At 68.5% G+C, this 18,403-nt stretch carries 16 protein-coding genes; 6 read left to right on the top strand and 10 right to left on the bottom strand.

Features of this window, described 5'->3' with window-relative positions; all coding sequences use genetic code 11:
- Nucleotides 1-252 precede the first annotated feature (252 nt).
- Complete coding sequence (locus tag KDK82_RS26295) at nt 253-1,242, bottom strand: tripartite tricarboxylate transporter substrate-binding protein (protein ID WP_088166640.1); 990 nt, start codon at nt 1,240-1,242, stop codon at nt 253-255.
- Between the two features lie 177 nt (nt 1,243-1,419).
- On the opposite strand from KDK82_RS26295, the gene hemE reads away from it, so the two are divergent.
- From hemE to KDK82_RS26280, 3 genes are all read left to right on the top strand, one after another.
- Entirely contained in the window at nt 1,420-2,532 is a 1,113-nt protein-coding gene (gene hemE, locus KDK82_RS26290) for a uroporphyrinogen decarboxylase (RefSeq protein ID WP_088166639.1), read from the top strand.
- A 524-nt stretch (nt 2,533-3,056) separates the two neighbouring features.
- Complete coding sequence (priA, locus tag KDK82_RS26285; protein WP_088166638.1) at nt 3,057-5,279, top strand: primosomal protein N'; 2,223 nt, start codon at nt 3,057-3,059, stop codon at nt 5,277-5,279.
- A 223-nt stretch (nt 5,280-5,502) separates the two neighbouring features.
- Nucleotides 5,503-6,639 carry an asparaginase gene (locus KDK82_RS26280; protein ID WP_088166705.1) on the top strand — a complete coding sequence of 379 codons (1,137 nt, stop codon included), beginning with the start codon at nt 5,503-5,505 and terminating at the stop codon, nt 6,637-6,639.
- Between the two features lie 183 nt (nt 6,640-6,822).
- Here the strand turns inward: KDK82_RS26280 and KDK82_RS26275 are convergent, their stop codons facing one another.
- The 9 genes from KDK82_RS26275 to KDK82_RS26235 all read right to left on the bottom strand — a co-directional run bounded on the left by KDK82_RS26275 (nt 6,823) and on the right by KDK82_RS26235 (nt 14,076).
- Nucleotides 6,823-7,689, bottom strand: coding sequence for a ChbG/HpnK family deacetylase (locus tag KDK82_RS26275; protein ID WP_043824320.1), 867 nt, complete (start codon nt 7,687-7,689; stop codon nt 6,823-6,825).
- A complete protein-coding gene (locus KDK82_RS26270) occupies nt 7,686-8,108 on the bottom strand; it encodes a GtrA family protein (protein WP_088166637.1) in 423 nt (140 codons plus the stop codon). The genes KDK82_RS26275 and KDK82_RS26270 overlap by 4 nt, the downstream gene beginning before the upstream one ends.
- 2 nt (nt 8,109-8,110) lie before the next feature.
- Complete coding sequence (locus KDK82_RS26265; RefSeq protein WP_012202493.1) at nt 8,111-9,115, bottom strand: glycosyltransferase family 2 protein; 1,005 nt, start codon at nt 9,113-9,115, stop codon at nt 8,111-8,113.
- Nucleotides 9,112-10,731: a glycosyltransferase family 39 protein gene (locus tag KDK82_RS26260; protein WP_088166636.1), complete on the bottom strand. Its 1,620-nt coding sequence runs from the start codon at nt 10,729-10,731 to the stop codon at nt 9,112-9,114. Before KDK82_RS26260 ends, KDK82_RS26265 begins: the two co-directional genes overlap by 4 nt.
- A gap of 101 nt (nt 10,732-10,832) precedes the next feature.
- Nucleotides 10,833-11,783, bottom strand: coding sequence for an AEC family transporter (locus KDK82_RS26255; protein WP_012202491.1), 951 nt, complete (start codon nt 11,781-11,783; stop codon nt 10,833-10,835).
- Nucleotides 11,784-11,912: 129 nt separating this feature from the next.
- Nucleotides 11,913-12,272 (bottom strand): hypothetical protein, encoded by a 360-nt coding sequence (locus KDK82_RS26250; RefSeq protein WP_012202490.1) that lies wholly within the window; start codon nt 12,270-12,272, stop codon nt 11,913-11,915.
- A 99-nt stretch (nt 12,273-12,371) separates the two neighbouring features.
- Entirely contained in the window at nt 12,372-12,773 is a 402-nt protein-coding gene (locus KDK82_RS26245; protein ID WP_088166635.1) for a roadblock/LC7 domain-containing protein, read from the bottom strand.
- The gene (locus KDK82_RS26240; protein WP_013800311.1) at nt 12,770-13,333 is read right to left on the bottom strand and encodes an ATP/GTP-binding protein; all 564 of its coding nucleotides are present in this window, start codon (nt 13,331-13,333) and stop codon (nt 12,770-12,772) included. Before KDK82_RS26240 ends, KDK82_RS26245 begins: the two co-directional genes overlap by 4 nt.
- Nucleotides 13,330-14,076 carry a hypothetical protein gene (locus KDK82_RS26235; RefSeq protein ID WP_088166634.1) on the bottom strand — a complete coding sequence of 249 codons (747 nt, stop codon included), beginning with the start codon at nt 14,074-14,076 and terminating at the stop codon, nt 13,330-13,332. The genes KDK82_RS26240 and KDK82_RS26235 overlap by 4 nt, the downstream gene beginning before the upstream one ends.
- 281 nt (nt 14,077-14,357) lie before the next feature.
- Here KDK82_RS26235 and KDK82_RS26230 point away from each other — a divergent pair, with 281 nt between their 5' ends.
- From KDK82_RS26230 to KDK82_RS26220, 3 genes are all read left to right on the top strand, one after another.
- Nucleotides 14,358-16,427: an ATP-dependent helicase gene (locus KDK82_RS26230; RefSeq protein WP_013800309.1), complete on the top strand. Its 2,070-nt coding sequence runs from the start codon at nt 14,358-14,360 to the stop codon at nt 16,425-16,427.
- 17 nt (nt 16,428-16,444) lie between these two features.
- The gene (locus tag KDK82_RS26225; RefSeq protein WP_088166633.1) at nt 16,445-16,933 is read left to right on the top strand and encodes a hypothetical protein; all 489 of its coding nucleotides are present in this window, start codon (nt 16,445-16,447) and stop codon (nt 16,931-16,933) included.
- Between the two features lie 89 nt (nt 16,934-17,022).
- Nucleotides 17,023-18,243 (top strand): phospholipase A, encoded by a 1,221-nt coding sequence (locus tag KDK82_RS26220; RefSeq protein WP_012202484.1) that lies wholly within the window; start codon nt 17,023-17,025, stop codon nt 18,241-18,243.
- The last annotated feature ends 160 nt before the right edge of the window (nt 18,244-18,403 follow it).

The raw sequence follows: 18,403 nt of genomic DNA, 5'->3' as shown, positions 1-18,403 counted from the left end.
AAGTCTCCGTGGCCTGTCTGCCGTCTTTATGCGGCAGATCAAACATAATTTACCGAATGGTCGGTAAATGTTAGTCGCCAGACCCTTTCCACGACAAGCGCCCAGGCACCGAGGAAACCCCTAGGCCCCATGAAAAAAGGCCCCCACGCTGCCCTTGCTGCGCAAGGTCCGCTGCCCCCCGAGGGGGCGTTTTTCATCTTGGGGCGGCCCGGCGATGAAAAAAGGCCCGCACGGGCCATTTTTCTTGAAGGTTCAGGGCTTGAAACCCGAGCGCTGCACCACCGGCGTCCACTGCGCGCGGTAGGCCTTGAGCATCTCGGCCGTCTGCGCGCTGCTGCTGGAGACCGGGATCAGCCGGCTGGCCTCGAATTTCTGGCGCGTGTCGGGCTCCTTCATGATCTCCTGCACCATGCGCGACAGGCGCTCGGCAATGTCGGGCGCCATGCTCTGCGGCGCGAACAAGGTGTTCCAGCCCATGCCCGACAGGTTCAGGCCCGATTCCTTGAGCGTGGGAATGTCCGGCGCCATGGTGCTGCGGCGCTCGCCCGACACGGCCAGCACGCGGATCTTGCCGGCCTCGTGCTGGGGCAGCAGCACGTCGAAGGTGTCGATGGCCAGCGGCACCTGGCCGCCCACCAGGTCGGTCAGCAGCGGGGCCGAGCCCTTGTAGCCCACGGTTTCGGTCCGGACCTTGGCGGCCTCGCCCAGCATCAGCGAGAAGAAGTGCGGCAGGCTGCCCGTGGCCGGCACGCCCACGTTGGCCTGCTGCGGATTGGCACACAGCCAGGCCAGCAGGTGCGACAGCTGCCTGACGGGCACGGCACTGGCCACGGCCACGCCGAATTCATAGCGATTGACCTCGCTGACCGGGCGGAAGTCCTTGTCGGGGTCGTAGCCCGAGTCGGGGAACACCAGGGGCGCCACCAGCATCACGGCCGGGTTGGCCAGCAGCAGCGCGGGCTGGGAGGCCGGCGCGTTCTTCACATACTGGGCCGACAGGCGGCCGCCCGCGCCGGGCTTGTTCTCCACCACCACGGGCGAGCCCACGCGCGCCTGCAGCTTGTCGGCCACGATGCGCGCCACGCGGTCGGTGGCGCCGCCGGGCGGGTAGCCGACGACGATGCGCAGCGGCGCCTTGCCCGGAAACAGCGGCTCGGCCGCCGTGGCACTTCCAGCCAGCCAGCTGGCGGCCGAAACAGCCGGGGCCAGGGCCAGGATCTGGGTCAGGGTTCTTCGCTGCATCGCAAACTCTCTCCTTGCATGGACGGATTCCCGTGCGGAACGCACGCCGCACAATGTAGCGGCCTCAAAAAGCCCGTTGCCGCCGATATTGACCAGGGTTAACCCGAGGCAAGACGCCCTGCGCTGCTCGGGCATCGCGACAGCCTGGCGAAGCCGACTCGGCGACAATCGCCCACCATGAGCTTCGCCCCCCTGACCAACGACACCTTCCTGCGCGCCTGCCGGCGCCAGGCCACCGACTACACGCCGCTGTGGCTGATGCGCCAGGCGGGCCGCTATCTCCCCGAATACAAGGCCACGCGCGCCCGGGCCGGCAGCTTCATGGGTCTGGCCACCAACGTGGACTACGCCACCGAGGTCACGCTGCAGCCACTGGAGCGCTTCCCGCTGGACGCGGCCATCCTGTTCTCCGACATCCTGACCGTGCCCGACGCCATGGGCCTGGGCCTGTCCTTTGCCGAAGGCGAAGGCCCGCGCTTTGCCAAGGTGGTGCGCGACGAGGCCGCCGTGGCCGAGCTGGCCGTGCCCGACATGGACAAGCTGCGCTATGTGTTCGACGCCGTGACCAGCATCCGCCGCGCGCTCGATGGCCGCGTGCCGCTGATCGGTTTCTCGGGCAGCCCCTGGACCCTGGCCTGCTACATGGTCGAGGGCAAGGGCAGCGACGACTACCGCCTGGTCAAGAGCCTGATGTATGCGCGCCCCGACCTGATGCACCGCATCCTGTCCGTCAACGCCGACAGCGTGGCCGCCTACCTCAACGCCCAGATCGATGCGGGCGCCCAGGCCGTGATGGTGTTCGACAGCTGGGGCGGTGTGCTGGCCGACGGCACCTTCCAGGAATTCAGCCTGGCCTATACCAAGCGCGTGCTGGCCGGACTCAAGCGCACGGGCGTCGATGGGCAGGACGTGCCGCGCATCGTCTTCACCAAGGGCGGCGGCATCTGGCTGCCCGACATGAAGGACCTGGACTGCGAGGTGCTGGGCCTGGACTGGACGGCCAACCTGGCCCGCGCCCGCGCCATCGTCGGCGGCGAGGTGGGCGGACCCGGCAAGGCGCTGCAGGGCAACATCGACCCCAATGTGCTGTTCGCACCGCCCGAGCGCGTGGCCGAGCAGGCACGCGCCGTGCTCGACAGCTTCGGCGCTCCGCACACCGACAGGACCACCACGGGCCCCACGCACATCTTCAACCTGGGCCACGGCATCAGCCAGTTCACGCCGCCCGAGCATGTGGCGGCCCTGGTGGAGACCGTGCACAGCCATTCGCGCGCCCTGCGCCAGCGCTGAGCGAGCCGCCTCCCCGCCCCCGCTTCTCCCGAACCCCAGGGCCGGACGCCAGCGCAGCGCCGGCCCCTGCCGGGGCCGCCAACGGCCCGGCAAGGCCCCGCTGTCCACAAGCCGGGTACCCGACAGCCGCTTGCTGCACAAGATGGCCACAGACCATCTTATGCACAGAAAAATCCGAGCGAGGCCCTAGGAGTTGCAGTTGTCATCCGCGCCTGCACGCCGGCGACATATCGATATAAGCCATTGTTTTTGAATAATTTTTTTGATAGCAACATTTTCAGCATGCACCGATTGGCAAGGCCGGATAAGCAGGTGCATGCCCATAGATCCGAATAATCCCCACAAAGTTATCCACAGAAATTGACGATATACCCAGAAACCCGCAGTCACCGGCCGGGGTGTCTGGTGTAGAACGCCGCACCCAGGCTCCGGGCAGCGCCAAAGGCTTATGCTTGGCGGCTTGGTTGCCGCAGGCCCTGCCGTGCGGCGCCCGCGTTTTCAGGCCCCGCTTTCCCCGCATTCGCATGTCCCTCCCCGCCCACACCGTCCATGTCGCCGTCCAGACGCCGGCGCACAGCGCCGTGGGCGAACTGCTGAGCTACACCTGCGACCAGCCCCTGGAGGCGGGCACCCTGGTGCGTGTGCCCCTGGGTCGCCGGGACCTGCTGGGCGTGGTCTGGGACGCCCCGCCCCGCCCCGCCGCCATGCCCGAAGGCGTGGAGCTGCGCCCCATCGCCGCCGTGCTGCAGGGCATTGCGCCGCTGCCGGCCGCCTGGCGCCGGCTGGTGGCCTTCGCCGCCTACTACTACCAGCGCAGCGTGGGCGAAATCGCCGTGACGGCCCTGCCCCCGCAACTGCGCGAGATGACGGCCGAGCAACTGGCGCGCCGGCTCAGGCCGACCAAGGCCGCGGCGAAGAGAGCGGCCAAGGCTGCAAAAGAGGAACAGGCGCAACAGGCGGAACAGGCGCCTGGCACTGCGCCTGCATCAGCACCTGCATCAGCGCTCGCACCGGCCCCGGCCGCCGCAGACATTCCCCCCATCGTCCTCAGCGCCGAGCAGGCCGACGTCTTCACGCAGATCGCCGCCCATCCCGGCCCCTTTCTGCTCTTCGGCAGCACGGGCAGCGGCAAGACCGAGGTCTATCTGAGAGCCACCCAGGCCGCGCTGGATGCCGACCCCGGCGCCCAGGTGCTGGTGATGGTGCCCGAGATCAACCTCACGCCCCAGCTGGAGCAGCGCTTCACGGAGCGCTTCGCGCCGCAGTACGGCGCCGACTGCGTGGTCAGCATGCACAGCGCAATGACCAACCCCCAGCGGCTCAAGAGCTGGCTGGCCGCGCACACCGGCGTGGCGCGCATCGTGCTGGGCACGCGCATGTCGGTCTTCGCCAGCCTGCCGGGCCTGTCGCTGATCGTGGTGGACGAGGAGCACGACGCCAGCTACAAGCAGCAGGAAGGCGCGCGCTACTCGGCGCGCGACCTGGCCATCTGGCGCGCGCGCGATACCGGCGCCAAGGTCATCCTGGGCAGTGCCACGCCGTCGCTGGAGAGCTGGCACGCCAGCCGCCCGCCCAATGCCGACGAGCCGCAGGGCGGCCGCTACCTGCGCCTGCACATGCCCAGCCGCATCGGCGCGGCCGCCCTGCCGCGCGTGCGCCTGGTGGACATGGGCCAGCAGCCGCGCAAGGCCGTGTTCTCGCCGCCGCTGATCGATGCCATCACCGAGCGCGTGCAGCGCGGCGAGCAAAGCCTGGTGCTGCTCAACCGCCGCGGCTTCGCGCCCGTGCTGTTCTGCGCCGACTGCGGCTGGAAAAGCGACTGCCCGCACTGCAGCGCCCACCAGGTCTTCCACAAGGCCGACCGCACGCTGCGCTGCCACCACTGCGGCTACACCCAGCGCGTGCCCATGGCCTGCCCCGGCTGCGGCAATCCCGACATCCTGCCGCTGGGCAAGGGCACGGAGCAGCTGGAGGAAGAACTGGCCCGCCTGCTGCGCAATGTGCAGCGCCCCGACCGAGAGCCCGCCCGCGTGGCGCGCATCGACGCCGACACCACGCGCGCCAAGGGTGCGCTGGAGGAGCAACTGGCCCAGGTGCATGCGGGCGACATCGACGTGCTGGTGGGCACCCAGATGGTGGCCAAGGGCCATGACTTCCGGCGCATCACCCTGGTGGCCGCCGTGCAGCCCGACAGCGCTCTTTTCTCCAGCGACTACCGAGCGCCCGAGCGCCTGTTCAGCCTGCTGATGCAGGCCGCCGGCCGCGCAGGACGCGACGCGCACTACGTGGCCGCCCAGGGCAGCCACCCGGAGATGTGGATACAGACGCACGACCCGTCCCACCCCGTCTACACCGCGCTGCGCTCGCACGACTACCCGGCCTTCGCCGCGCGCCAGTTGCGCGAGCGGCGCGATGCGGGCATGCCGCCCTTCGCCTTCCAGGCCATCGTGCGGGCCGATGCGCGCACCCAGGAAGCCGCCCAGGCCTTCCTGGCCGCTGCGGCCGAGGCCGCCCGCCAGGCCGGCCTGCCCCATGTGGACGATGTCTTTCTCTACCCGCCCATTCCCATGTCCGTGCAGCGCGTGGCCAATGTGGAGCGTGCGCAGATGCTGATCGAGTCGGCCCAGCGGCCCGCCCTGCTGCGCTTTCTCTGGGCCTGGCAGGCGCACCTGCACTGGATCAGGGCACAGCCCGGGCACCGCGCCCTCGTGCGCTGGCTGGTGGACGTGGACCCGCTGGCCATCTGAGCGTGGCACGGCCTCTGGAACGGCCCCAGAAAACCTCAAGCCTTTCAGGCCTTGGGCGCAATCCCGTAAAGCGTTCACCGCTCCTTTTTCGGAAGCGCTTTTAGCGCATTCGCTGCGCGGCTCCCATCGGGATTTGCGCTGATGCAGGCGGGGCATGTTTATTGCATCGTGCCGCATTCAGCCCACAAGGCTGGATCATTCAATGCCTTTCCAGGAGCGATACATGCCGTTCACCCCCTTCCGTATGACCTTGATGGCCGTCGCGCTTGCGCTGGCAGGCTGCGCGTCCCAGCCCGGCGCCAGCCAGGCCCCCACAGCCGCAGCGCCCGCCACGGCGACCGCCCCTGCACCCGCTCCCACCGCACAGGCCGGCAAGCCCAACGTGGTCGTCCTGGCCACGGGCGGCACCATTGCCGGCGCGGGCGCCAGCGCCGTCAACAGCGCCACCTACACGGCCGCCAAGGTGCCCGTGGACAAGCTGCTGGCCGGCCTGCCCGAGCTGAGCAACATCGCCAACGTGTCCGGCGAGCAGGTCTTCCAGATCGCCTCCGAGAGCTTCACCAACAAGGAACTGCTGACGCTGGCCCGCCGCGTCAACGAGCTGGCCAAGCAGCCCGGCGTGGACGGCATCGTCGTCACCCACGGCACGGACACGCTGGAGGAAACCGGCTACTTCCTGAACCTGGTGGTGCCCACCGACAAGCCCATCGTCATGGTCGGCTCCATGCGCCCCGGCACGGCCATCTCGGCCGACGGCGCGCTGAACCTGCTGGGCGCCGTGGCCACGGCCGCGTCCAAGGACTCGGCGGGCAAGGGCGTGCTGGTCAGCATGAACGACAACATCGACTCCGCACGCGATGTTGCCAAGCTGACCAACATCAAGACCAATGCCTTCGCCAGCCAGTGGGGCCCGCTGGGCATGGTGGTCGAGGGCAAGACCTACTGGTTCCGCGCCCCCGTCAAGCGCCACACCAGGGGCAGCGAGTTCAACATCGAGCAGATCACCGACCTGCCCGCCGTGGACATCGTCTATGGCTACGGAAACGTGCCCGCCACGGCCATCGACGCGCTGGGCAAGGCCGGCGTCAAGGCCATCGTGCATGCAGGCACGGGCAATGGCTCGGTGGCCGACCGCATCGTGCCCAAGCTCAATGAACTGCGCCAAAAGGGCGTGATCGTGGTGCGCAGCTCGCGCGTGCCGGCCGGCTTCGTGCTGCGCAATGCCGAGCAGCCCGATGACAAGTACGACTGGGTCGTCGCCCATGACCTGAACCCGCAGAAGGCGCGCCTGCTGGCCGCCGTGGCCCTGACCAAGACGCAGGACACGAAGCAGTTGCAGCGCATCTTCTGGGAATATTGATAGGCACCCCCTGAGGCGCTGGCGCGCCTTCCCCCTCTCTACCCGCTTCGCGGGGGAGGGGGACGACACCCTCGGTGCGGGGCGGCCCTTCCTCGGTGTCTCTCGCCTTGGGGTGCGTCGGTTTTTTGCGTTGCGCCCTGAAAGCCCGGTCATTTTTGGCCGGGCTTTTTCTATTGCCACTTCTTAGTTTGATGTGAACAGCGGGGTCAGGGGGCCTTGGGCGATGTGGCAGTGCGCTTGTTCCAGGGCCTGGGCGAAGGCGTCGGAGCGCAGGTAGGCGTATTCGACGGCGCGCTGGGCGCCTATGGCGTCGCCCTGGACGGGGGCGGTGGCGGGATGGCACATCATGAGGCTGCCTGGCTGCAGCTGGGCCAGCCATTGGGCCATGTGGCGGCCATAGCCTTCGGGCGTAGGCTGGTCGAAGGCGTAGACGCCGCCGAAGCCGTGGTTGAGCGGCACGCCCTGGCGGCGCAGGCGGCGGGTGGTGGTCCAGCCGCCCAGCAGGGCGATGATGGCGGCCTTGGGGTCGCGCCAGAGCTGGCCGGCCGGGGTGGTGGAGCGGACCCAGGGCAGGTCGTCGGCGTTGTCGCCATAGCGCTGGCGCAATTCCTGCACCAGCGCGGCGCGCACGCCGGGTAGCTGGTGCACGTGCTGATGGCCGTCGATGAAGTCGGGGGCCATGCCCAGCGCGTCCTCGAAGGCGTCGAGCTGGCGGCGCCAGGCGTCGCGCATGGCGGCGCCGCCGAGTGCGCCGGCATAGGCGCGCGCGATCACGGCACCGATGCCGGCGGCGGGCTGCAGGCCGTGGCCTTCGGTCAGGTTGAAGTGCAGGCCCAGCGACAGGCGCGGGCGCAGCGCGGGCAGGCGCCTGGCGGCCTGCCTCCAGTGCGGCGAGGTGGTCATGCAGCTGGTGGCCGACAGCCGGCCCTGCAGCGTGAGCTGCTCCACGGCTTCATCGACCAGGGGGTGCAGCGCATAGTCGTCGGCGCACAGGACGACGGTTCTGGCCGAGGCCTTCTCCCCGTTGTTTCTGGCAGGTACGGTGTTCATGAGGATTCCTTGCGGCCGGGGGCCGCAAAGGCCCAGAACTTGGCGAAGACGAAGGTGCCCACCGCCACCAGCACCAGCACCAGGGCCAGGCTCCAGAAGTAGTGCCAGTGCAGCCAGTGCAGGGCCACCCAGTACAGCAGCTCGTTGGCCACGAAGGAGGCACAGGCCACGGCGAAGTACTTGCCGGCCACTGCCCAGCCTCGCGCCCCGGCCTGCACGAAGGTGAACAGCGCATGGCCGTTGTAGCTGACCACGAAGGCCACGAGAAAGGCCAGCACGTTGGCATGCAGCGGCGCCATTCCCACCCGTTGCACCAGCAGGGCGACCACGGCCAGGTGCGTGGCGGCCGCGCAGCCCCCTACCAGCACGAACTGCAGCGCCTGCGGCAGGCGGCGCAGCTGTGCGATCACGTCGTGCATGGCTAGTCCCGTGGCGCCAGCGGGCTGCGGTCTTCGTCGCGCGCCAGCAGGTAGGTGGGACGGCGCTTGACCTCGTCATAGATCCGGCCGATGTACTCGCCCAGGATGCCGATGGACATCAGTTGCACGCCCGAGAACAGCATGATGCTGGCCGCCAGCGTGGGCCAGCCGTCCAGCGGGTTGCCGAAGATCAGCGTCTCCATGGTGATCCACAGGCCGTAGAGCAGGGCCGCCAGCGAGATGATCCCGCCCACCACGCTCCACACGCGCAGCGGCAAGGTGGTGAACGAGGTCAGACCCAGCAGGGCCAGCGAGCCCAGGCGCCGGAAATTGAAGCTGGACGCACCGGCCGTGCGGTCGGCCGGCACGAACGGCAGCGCCGCGGCCTTGAAGCCCACCCAGGCGTACAGGCCCTTCATGAAGCGGTGGCTCTCCGGCAGGGCCTTGAGCGCGTCGGCCACGCAGCGGTCCAGCCAGCGGAAGTCGCCGGCATTGGGCGGGATCTTCACCAGGTTGCCGGCATTCATGAGCCGGTAGAACAGGTTGGTGCCCACGCGCTTGGCGCCGCTTTCAGCGCCCCGGTCGGCGATCACGCCATAGACCATGTCGTAGCCGGACTGCCACAGCTCGCACATCTGGGGCAGCATCTCCAGCGGATGCTGGAAGTCGGCGTCGATCAGCACCACGGCGTTGCCGCGCGCATGGTCTATGCCGGCCGACAGCGCCGCCTCCTTGCCGAAGTTGCGCGACAGCGCCAGATAGCGCACGGGCAGTTCCTGGGCCATGCGCAGCGCGATCTCGTGCGTGGCGTCACGGCTGCCGTCGTTGACGACGATCAGCTCGTAGTCGGGCGTCAGCGTGCGCACCGTCGCGTCCAGGGCGCGCAGGAACGCCTCCAGGTTGCCCTCTTCATTGTGGGCTGGCACCACGCAGCTCAGCCGCAGCGGGGGGCGCGGCAGCATCCCCTTGGGAGCGGCCGGAGCAATGTCAGCATGCAATTCGGTCATAGGCCAGCATTGTCAGCGGGCTGGCTGCCCGCGCGCGGCAACACGTCAAAAACCGCATAGGCATAGGGACTGGGCCGAGGAAAACGCCAGCCCGAGCGTTGCACCGTGAGCACACGCGCCTCCTGCGGCAGGCCCAGCTTCGCCAGCCAGGCCTGCGCCTGCTGCTCGCAGTCGCGCGATTTCGCGGTCGGGCCGGGCTCGCTGGCCACCGGGCCGCGCGGGCACAGCAGCAGCCCGGGCTGCTGGCGCCAGTCCGGCAGCGCCAGCACGCGCGCATATTCGCTGTCGGGCAGGCCGGGAATGGTGCGCAGATGCGGCTGGGCATAGAAAGACAGCATGGCGTTTTCCGCCCAGTCGCCGCCCACCCACTGCAGCGGCTGCTGCGGGTGGCGCTGGTTCCAGGACAGCACGATGGCCTGCGCCGCATCGGCCGCAGGGCGGTAGTAGTCGGAGCCGCTCTTGCGCGCATTGCCCCAGCCCACGGCCAGCCCGATCACCAGCACCACGGCCATGCTCGGCCACCAGGCGCGGCGCAGCGCGGCCAGGGCGGCCTGCGTCACGGCGGGCGCCTCGGCGTCCAGGTTGCGCAGCCACAGCAGCACGAAGGCATAGCCGATGGGAATGGCCCAGGGCGTGGACAGCTCCACCACGCCGGTGGCGCCAAAGCCCAGCGTCGCAAGCCAGGGCATGAGGGCCAGCCAGAACAGCGTGTCGCCGCGCCCCTGCCAGCACCAGCTGCGGCGCAGGAAACGCGCACTCCAGCGCAGCCAGCCGCCGCCTTGCTGGCGGGCCTGCATGAAGCCATACACCAGGCACACGGCCAGCCAGGCCGGCAGCCAGTAGAAGATGGGCGCCAGCGCAAAGCGCAGCACATAGCCCCACACCACCTGCCCGCCGCCCTGGTCCATGGCATAGCCCAGCGTCACCCACTGGTGGTGGGCAATCCAGGCCACATGCGGCGCCAGCGCCAGGCCAAAGGCTGACAGCGCAACGTAGGGCCGGGGTGTGAGCAGCCACTGGCGCCCTTCACGCACCAGGAAGATGGGCAGCAGGAAACCGGCCAGGAACACGCCGCTGTAGTACTTGCTGAGCATGCAGGCGGCCGAGACCACGCCCAGCGCCACGCTGAAGGCCACGCCGCGCGCCCCCTTTTCCTGCCAGCTGGCCAGCAGCAGGGCCGCCGCCCAGGGCCACAGGGACAGCAGCTGGCTGTTGGCGTTGAACTTGCCGGCCAGCGTCGTATACGGAAAGCACCACAGCAACAGGGCCGCGCCCAGCGGCGCCAGGCGCGCCAGCCCCAGGCGCCTGCCCAGCACGTAGACGCCCCAGATGCCCACGCCCACATTGGCATAGGACAGCAGGCGATAGAAGCCGTCGTTCTGCGGGAACACCATGAACCACAGGCCGACCACCCAGGCGAAGAACGGCGGATGCTTGTGCGTGCCCAGCTGCAGCGGCTGGGCCCAGGCATAGTTCTCCAGCATGTCGTGGTAGCCGTCCAGATTGCCATTGGCCAGCCAGGACACCAGGGCCCAGAGCAGGCAGGCCAGCGTCACCATCCAGAGCAGGGCCGCGCCCGGGGGAACGCCTGCCGGAGCAGAGGGGGAGGATTTCATGCGATCCCGTCGAGGAGGTGAAAAAACATGGGCGGGATTGTAGTGAGCACCAGCATGCCCGTGCGCCCCGGGCCTGCCGCTCAGGTGTGCCCGGGCCCTGCTCAGGTCATCAGCGCCACGGCGCCCGAGAAGCTCAGGAAGGCCAGCACCGTGGACACCAGGATGATGCGGGCCACGCGCCCGCCGTGCGCCCCGAAGCGCTCGGTCAGCAGCGAAACATTGCTGGCGCTGGGCAGCGCAGCCAGCAGCACCAGCGCCACAAAGGCCTCTTCACCGAGCGGCAGGCCCAGCGCCATGGCCGCGCGGGCCACGGCCCAGACCAGCAGCGGGTGGACGAGCAGCTTGGCCAGCGCAATGGGCACGTAGTCGCGCGCAGCCACGCGCTCGTGGCTGTTCATCTGCGAGCGCGCCAGCACGGCGCCAATGGTGAACAGCGCCACGGGCGAGGCCGCGCCCGCCAGCATGGCCACGGTGCGGTCGATGGGGCCCGGCAGCGTCCAGCCTGCCGCCGAGGCCACGCCACCCAGCACGATGGCCCAGGGCATGGGATTGGCGGCCATGCCGGCAAACGCCCTGCGCAGCGCCACGGACACGCCATGCCCGCCCGGCAGCCCCAGGCGCGACAGCGCAATGCACAGCGAGGTGGTCACCACCATGTCGATGGCCATGGTGACGATGACCGGGCCTGCGGCACGCTCGCCCAGCAGCGCCACCAGCATGGGCACACCCATGAAGCCGGTGTTGGGAAAGGCCGCCACCAGCGCGCCAAAGGCCGCATCGTTCCAGCCCACGCGCCGCACGGTCAGCGCCACGGTGGCGCCCACCATCAGCAGCGCGCACAGCAGGTAGACCACGGAGACGCCCACATCCAGCAGCTGGGCAATCGGCGTCTGCGCGCCAAAGCGGAACAGCATGCAGGGCAGCGCGAAATACAGCACGAAGGCATTGAGCCCCGGTATCGCCGCCTGCGGCAGCACGCCACGCCAGGTGGCCGCAAAGCCGCAGGCCACAAGCGCGAAGAAGGGGAAGGTGATCAGCAGGACGGACAGCACGCGGCGATTCTGGCAGCAAGCCGGTGCCGCTGCCGCGCGCCCGTGTCACCGCGCGGACGCCGGGCGAAAAAAAACCTGCCGGAATCCGCATCCGGCAGGTCGGGGCGTGAGCGCAACAAGCGCGTGCGCTTACAGCGCCAGGTCCTTCTCGACGTCCTGCACCTTGCGGCGGGCCAGCGCCAGATTGGAGCGGCTCTTGTCCAGCACCAGGTAGAAGAACACGCCTTCATGGGCGGCCACGGGCCGGATGATGTGGTACTGGTGCGTCAGGGTGATCAGGATGTCGTCGATGGCGTCATCGAGCTTGAGCATGCGCATGGTCTTGAGCTTGGCGCGCACCACCTCCGTGTTGCCGGCAGCGGCCAGCTCCATGTCGAGGCCGGAGCCCACGCTGCCCATGAGCATGCCGCTGGTGCTGTCCACCAGGGCCGCGCACAGGGCGCCATCGATGCCCAGCAGGCCGTTCAGAGAATCATGTATCGAAGCCATATGCCACCTTTTCAAATAGCAAGGGCAGGCTGTGCGATGGACCACCGCGCCCGCTCCTCGGGGGGGAGAAAACCAAACTTCTGCAGCGGATGCCGCGGATCAGGAACGGGACAGTTCGGAGGCCACTTCGCCCGCCGCCCACAGCGCGCGGCCCAGCTGGGCGCTTTGATCGACCACCATGCACAGGATGGCCGGCTGGTTGCCGGCCACGGCCTGAAAGAGGACGGTGCCCAGCTCGGTCTCGAAGGTCAGCCGCCGGCAGGACTTGTGGCCTATCTCGGTGGCCACGGCCCTGGCCATGGCCATGAGCGAGCCCGCCATGGCCGAAAGGCGCTCCGTCGGCAGTTCGCTCCTGACCCGCAGGGAGGTGATCTCGAAGCCGTCAGGCGTGCACAGCAAGGCGATGTGCACGCCCTCCAGGGGCGCCACCACGCGGTGGAGCACATCGCTGCCAGCTTCGATCAGAGAGGGAGGAATCCGGGGAAGCGTTGGTGTCTTCATACCTGACTTTGCAAGGAAAGCAAGGAAACGAGCACCCCCAGCGCATCCAGCAACTGCTGCCGGTCACGGGGGTCCGCCTGGATGACAGGCACTATACCGTGACCTCTGTCCGCCAAGGCGCTGCTGAATGCTTCCTGCTGTTGCTCGCTGGCATCACGGCAACTGACCACCACCACCAGGGGCCCGGATTCCAGGGAGGCGATCTCGGCCAGGCACTGTGCTGCGTAGTCCGGTGCGCGGGCGTCGCAGACATCCACCATCAGCAGCACGCCCACCGAGGCATTGAGCACCCAGCGGCGCACGAAGTCGAAGCGTTCCTGCCCCGGGCTGCCCACCAGCTGCAGCCGCTCTCCACCGCCCAGGTCGATCTCGCCGAACTCGGCACCCACCGTGGTGAACTCCTTGGAATGGGAGGCCCGGTCCAGATTGGGCACATCCGCCGCCGCCATCAACGCGCCGCACAGGCTGCGCAGGGCCGTGGTCTTGCCTATGCCCATGGGGCCCACCAGGCTCACCCGTACCAACCCGGCAGCAGGCTGCGCGTTCATCCACAGGCTCATGCCACTCCTCCGCGCCGGATCCATCCGGCCAGCTTCTGCACCCACTGGCGCGGCAGGCCGGCCACCGCGTCGGGCGCCTGTGCGCGGCTGCGGCGCAGCGGCGGGAGATCGTTTTCGCGTGCGGGCCGCAGGCTGCACTCCAGCAGGCTGCGCAGCCGGGGATGGCGCAGCAGTTCGGCCACGGCGCGGGCCTGCATGCCGCTGTGCTCGCACAACAGGGCCACCTCCATGGGGCCACGGCACAGCATGGCCAGGGCACGCAGGCATTCGGAGTTGTTCCACGGCGCGGGCAGCGCCACCCAGGCCTTGAGCTGGAAGCGGTAGCGGCAGTCCACGCCCTGCTGCTGCAGATCGTCCAGCGCCCGCGCCAGCGTATGCGACGTCGCCACCTGCTGGCGCACCGTCCAATCCATGAGGAAGACGGCCGCCCGGTCCAGCATGTCGATCAGGTCGGACAGCGTGAAATTCATGTCCAGATAGGTTGCCAGGCGCTGCTGCGTGCGCTCCAGGTGCTGTCCCTGGGGCACTCCACCCACGTAGACCACGCAGGGCATCCACCCTGCAGCCTCGGGCGCGGGCATGTTGCCATCCACGACCAGCACCTGGGCGCTGACCAGGGGCACCTGCCGCCAGCCGCGCAGCGACTTGCGGGACGCCACGGCGAACAATGCCTCAAAACGCTGCTTGAGCAGAGGAGACCACAGCTCGGCAGCCAGGCCGATCTCGTCTGTAGTGCGAGCCATCTTTGACACCTCACCGGATAGGAACTGAAATGGACAAACCAGATTCGCCCGTGACAGAACATCGGCGAAGACTGATATTTTGGATAGTTTTTACACATTACTCACTTGATTTAATGTGAACTTTTCTATTTAGACCAACGCCGCCACAGTGCGGACCAGAGTGGCCGCGAGATTTGTCGCCGAATTCCAAGGGTGCTTACACCTGGCCTGATGGCCACGATCCCCGAAGCGGTATGCTCCCGCTTCCCTCACTTTCACGCCTTTCCCCGCGCAACGCACCCATGTCCGCAGGACTCAATCTGGCCCAGCTCCAGGCCGTCCACTACACCGAAGGCCCCTGCCTGGTCCTGGCCGGCGCGGGCTCGGGCAAGACACGCGTGATCACGCACAAGATCGGGCGCCTGATCGAGATGGGCATGGCGCCGCGCCGCATCGCGGCCATCACCTTCACCAACAAGGCCGCAGCCGAAATGCGCGAGCGCGCGGCCGGCCTCATCGGCCGCCAGGCCAAGGACGTGCTGGTGTGCACCTTCCACGCCCTGGGCGTGCGCATGGTGCGCGAGGACGGCCATGTGCTGGGCCTCAAGCCCCAGTTCAGCATCCTGGACGCCGACGACGTGACGGGCATCCTCAAGGACTGCTCGGGCGGCACCACCGACCTGGCCACGGCGCGCCAGTGGCAGTGGACCATCAGCAACTGGAAGAATGCCGGCTGGGACAGCCGCAAGGCCCTGGCCATGGCCCAGGACGACAACGAGCGCAGCACGGCGCTGATCATGCAGCGCTACGAAGAGCGCCTGACCGCCTACCAGAGCGTGGATTTCGACGACCTGATCGGCATGCCCATGCGCCTGCTCAAGAACCACATCGAGGTGCGCGAGAAATGGCAGCGCCTGCTGGGCCATGTGCTGGTGGACGAATACCAGGACACCAACGCCACGCAGTACGAGCTGCTCAAGATGCTGGTGGGCAGCCGCGCCCACTTCACCGCCGTGGGCGACGACGACCAGAGCATCTACGGCTGGCGCGGCGCCACGCTGGACAACCTCAAGAAACTGCCGGTGGAGTTCCCGCAGCTCAAGGTGATCAAGCTGGAGCAGAACTACCGCTCCACCTCGGCCATCCTGCGCGCGGCCAACAACGTCATCCAGCCCAACCCCAAGCTCTATCCGAAGACGCTGTTCTCGGAGCTGGGCGAGGGCGAGCCCGTGCGCATCGTGGACTGCGACACCGAGGAGCACGAGGCCGAGCGCGCCGTCGCCCGTATCCAGAGCCTGCGAGCGGCCAGCAACCCGCCGCCGGACTGGAAGGATTTCGCCATCCTCTACCGTGCCAACCACCAGGCCAAGCCCTTCGAGAAGGCCTTGCGCAAGGCCAGCATTCCCTACAAGGTCTCGGGCGGCACCAGCTTCTTCGACCGCGCCGAGATCAAGGACCTGTGCGCCTGGTTCCGGCTGTGGATCAACAACGACGACGACCCCGCCTTCCTGCGCGCCATCGGCACGCCCAGGCGCGGCATAGGCCACACCACGCTGGGCAAGCTGGGCGAGTTTTCCTCGCAGCACAAGCTCAGCATGTTCGGCGCCCTGTTCGCGCACATGCTGGAAGCGGCCCTGCCCAAGAAGGCGCATGACAGCCTGCTGGAGTTCGGCCGCTACATCAACGACCTCGAATACCGCGCCCGCCACACGCTGGGCGCCGAGCAGTCGCGCGGCTTCATGCTCGACTGGCTCAAGGAGATCGGCTACGAGCAGTACCTCTACGACAGCGAGGACAGCGAATCGGTCGCCGCCGCGCGCTGGAGCAACGTGCTGGAGTTCTGCGACTGGATGTCCCAGCGCGCCGGCGGCCAGATCGAGGACGCGGCGGGCACGACCACGCACACCGAGGTCAAGAGCCTGCTGGAAGTGGCGCGCAACATCGCCCTGCTGTCCACCATCAGCGAGCGCGAGAAGGAGCAGGACATGGTCATCCTGTCCACCCTGCACGCCTCCAAGGGCCTGGAATGGCCGCATGTGATGCTGGTGGGCGTGACCGAGGGCATGCTGCCCTTCAAGCTCGACGACGACAACGGCCGCCAGCAGAAGGTCAGCGACGAAACCGCACAGCGCCTGCAGGAAGAGCGCCGCCTCATGTACGTGGGCATCACGCGCGCCCGGCGCTCGCTGGCCGTGAGCTGGACCAAGCGCCGCAAGAAGGGGCGCGAGATGGTCTCCACCCTGCCCAGCCGCTTCATCAAGGAAATGGGCCTGGACGCCGCCACCTCGCGCGAGGACCCGCGCGAGAAGCTGCGCCAGCTGCGCGCCGAGTTCGCCCTCAAGGCACAGCAGTCCACGCCCGCCGACTCCTGATTCCAGAAAGACACCGCATGCGTTTTTACCGCCCCGTTCTCAGCCTGGCGCTGGTGGCCGTGACCACCGCCTGCTCCAGCACGGACCTGCAGACCACCACCCGGCCCACCCTCCAGGCCACGCCCAAGGCCGCCCGCGCTGCCACCGCCCTGCCACACGCCCCATGCCCCGGCGACGAGGAGATGAAGGACAGCCAGCTGCAGGGCGAATGGACGGGAACCGTCGAAGGCCAGGCCCAGCCCGTGCGCCTGCAGCTGGGGCCGCACCCCCAGTGGAAGGGCAACGTCAAGGGCACGATTGCGCGCGGCGCAGACACCCGCCCCATGGTCGGCGACGTGGCCGATGACCACATCACGCTGGAAGAAAGCGCCGACGGCAAGCGCATCACCGCCACCTGGCTGGGCGATGTCGTCGAAGGCAGCTGCGCCCGCGAGATCCGCGGCAACTTCATCGAAGGCGACGATGCGGCGCCCCGGCCCTTCGTGCTGCGCAAGCTCGCGCCGTGACCGGCCCCCGAGCCTGCACACGAGCCCCCTGCTCCCTCTTCACTCAATTACCCCTTACTCTTCGCTCCTTCCATCACCGGACCCAAGCCATGACGACTCCTACACACCTGGATCGCCGCAAGCGCCCAAGCCGCACGCCGACACCCCTGCAGTGGGCCCTGGCCATGGGACTGGGCGCCACGCCCTGGCTCGGCGCCCAGGCGCAGACCGCGCCCCGCCCCCTGTCCGAGGACGCCTGGCGCCAGTGCGCCGCCACCACGGACAACCAGTCTCGCCTGGCCTGCTTCGACACCTGGGCCCAGCAGCAGCAGCCGCTGACCGCGCCGCCGGCCACCGGCTGGAGTGCTCCGGCCGCCAGCGCCGCAGCCGATCCTGGCGCCCTGCCCACGCCCGCCCCCGTGGTGACGGCCGACAGCGGCCAGGGCCTGGCGCTGCCCACCACCCCCACCAACGGCGGCTGCCGCGACCCGCGCTACAGCGAGCTGTCGCGCTACTTCGAGCTGGAACCGGGCAGCGACTGCGGCACCTTCAGCTTCCGCGGCTACCGGCCCATGTCCGTGTCCGTGGTGACGGCCGACCATGTCAACCGGCAGCCCACCACGCCCGGCAAGGACCCTGCGCAGTCGCAGCCCTACAAGACCGAGGAAATGCGCGTGCAGCTATCCGTGCGCACCAAGGTCGCCCAGGGCCTGCTGACCAGCAGCACCTCGGCGGGCAAGGACTCGCTGTGGGTCGGCTACACCCAGCAGTCGTACTGGCAGCTGTTCAGCCCCGCCATCTCGCGGCCCTTCCGCAACACGGACCACGAGCCCGAGATCTTCTACGTCTACCCCACCGATGCCCGGCTGCCCTTCGGCTGGCGCTGGCGCTACAGCGGCGTGGGCCTGGTGCACCAGTCCAACGGCCAGAGCGATCCGCTGTCGCGCAGCTGGAACCGCTGGTATCTGATGACCGGCTTCGAGCTGGACAACCGCTGGCAGCTGCACGCCAAGGCCTGGCAGCGCATCCGCGAAAGCGCCGAGCACGACGACAACCCGCGCATCCAGGACTACATAGGCCGGGGCGAGGTGAAATTGGGCTGGAACGTCAATGCGCAGAACTATCTGGGCTTCACTGCGCGCGGCTCGCTGGGCCAGGGCCGCGGCTCCGGCCGCGTCGAATGGCTGCGCACCCTAGGCGAAGGATGGAACGGTGGCAAGAGCAATTTGCGCCTGCATGTCCAGCTTTTCAGCGGATACGGTGACAGCCTGATCGATTACAACTACAAGCGCACCGTGCTCAGCGTGGGCTTCAGTCTTCTGGACTTCTAGAAGACAGGCCCTCGCCGGGCACGCTTTGCCGCTTGCCCTTCGCGGGGAAGCCCCGCCCCGCTGGCTGCATTGCCAGCGGCCGGGGCCATGCGTCAGAATGCGCCGATGCCCCGGGCCTTTTCAGGCAGGCCCGGAAACCCGCCCCAGAACGAACCGCGGA

The organism is Delftia sp. K82 (genome assembly GCF_002193035.1).
GTDB lineage: Bacteria > Pseudomonadota > Gammaproteobacteria > Burkholderiales > Burkholderiaceae_C > Comamonas > Comamonas acidovorans.
Note: the sequence above shows the minus strand (reverse complement) of the source record. Positions and strands in the feature narration are given on the sequence as shown.

Excerpts from the sequence above, each read along its gene's own strand:
- KDK82_RS26295 (WP_088166640.1), bottom strand. The coding sequence starts at position 1,242 with ATGCAGCGAAGAACCCTGACCCAGATCCTGGCCCTGGCCCCGGCTGTT.
- hemE (WP_088166639.1), top strand. The coding sequence starts at position 1,420 with ATGAGCTTCGCCCCCCTGACCAACGACACCTTCCTGCGCGCCTGCCGG.
- priA (WP_088166638.1), top strand. The coding sequence starts at position 3,057 with ATGTCCCTCCCCGCCCACACCGTCCATGTCGCCGTCCAGACGCCGGCG.
- KDK82_RS26280 (WP_088166705.1), top strand. The coding sequence starts at position 5,503 with ATGCCGTTCACCCCCTTCCGTATGACCTTGATGGCCGTCGCGCTTGCG.
- KDK82_RS26275 (WP_043824320.1), bottom strand. The coding sequence starts at position 7,689 with ATGAACACCGTACCTGCCAGAAACAACGGGGAGAAGGCCTCGGCCAGA.
- KDK82_RS26270 (WP_088166637.1), bottom strand. The coding sequence starts at position 8,108 with ATGCACGACGTGATCGCACAGCTGCGCCGCCTGCCGCAGGCGCTGCAG.
- KDK82_RS26265 (WP_012202493.1), bottom strand. The coding sequence starts at position 9,115 with ATGACCGAATTGCATGCTGACATTGCTCCGGCCGCTCCCAAGGGGATG.
- KDK82_RS26260 (WP_088166636.1), bottom strand. The coding sequence starts at position 10,731 with ATGAAATCCTCCCCCTCTGCTCCGGCAGGCGTTCCCCCGGGCGCGGCC.
- KDK82_RS26250 (WP_012202490.1), bottom strand. The coding sequence starts at position 12,272 with ATGGCTTCGATACATGATTCTCTGAACGGCCTGCTGGGCATCGATGGC.
- KDK82_RS26245 (WP_088166635.1), bottom strand. The coding sequence starts at position 12,773 with ATGAAGACACCAACGCTTCCCCGGATTCCTCCCTCTCTGATCGAAGCT.
- KDK82_RS26240 (WP_013800311.1), bottom strand. The coding sequence starts at position 13,333 with ATGAGCCTGTGGATGAACGCGCAGCCTGCTGCCGGGTTGGTACGGGTG.
- KDK82_RS26235 (WP_088166634.1), bottom strand. The coding sequence starts at position 14,076 with ATGGCTCGCACTACAGACGAGATCGGCCTGGCTGCCGAGCTGTGGTCT.
- KDK82_RS26230 (WP_013800309.1), top strand. The coding sequence starts at position 14,358 with ATGTCCGCAGGACTCAATCTGGCCCAGCTCCAGGCCGTCCACTACACC.
- KDK82_RS26225 (WP_088166633.1), top strand. The coding sequence starts at position 16,445 with ATGCGTTTTTACCGCCCCGTTCTCAGCCTGGCGCTGGTGGCCGTGACC.
- KDK82_RS26220 (WP_012202484.1), top strand. The coding sequence starts at position 17,023 with ATGACGACTCCTACACACCTGGATCGCCGCAAGCGCCCAAGCCGCACG.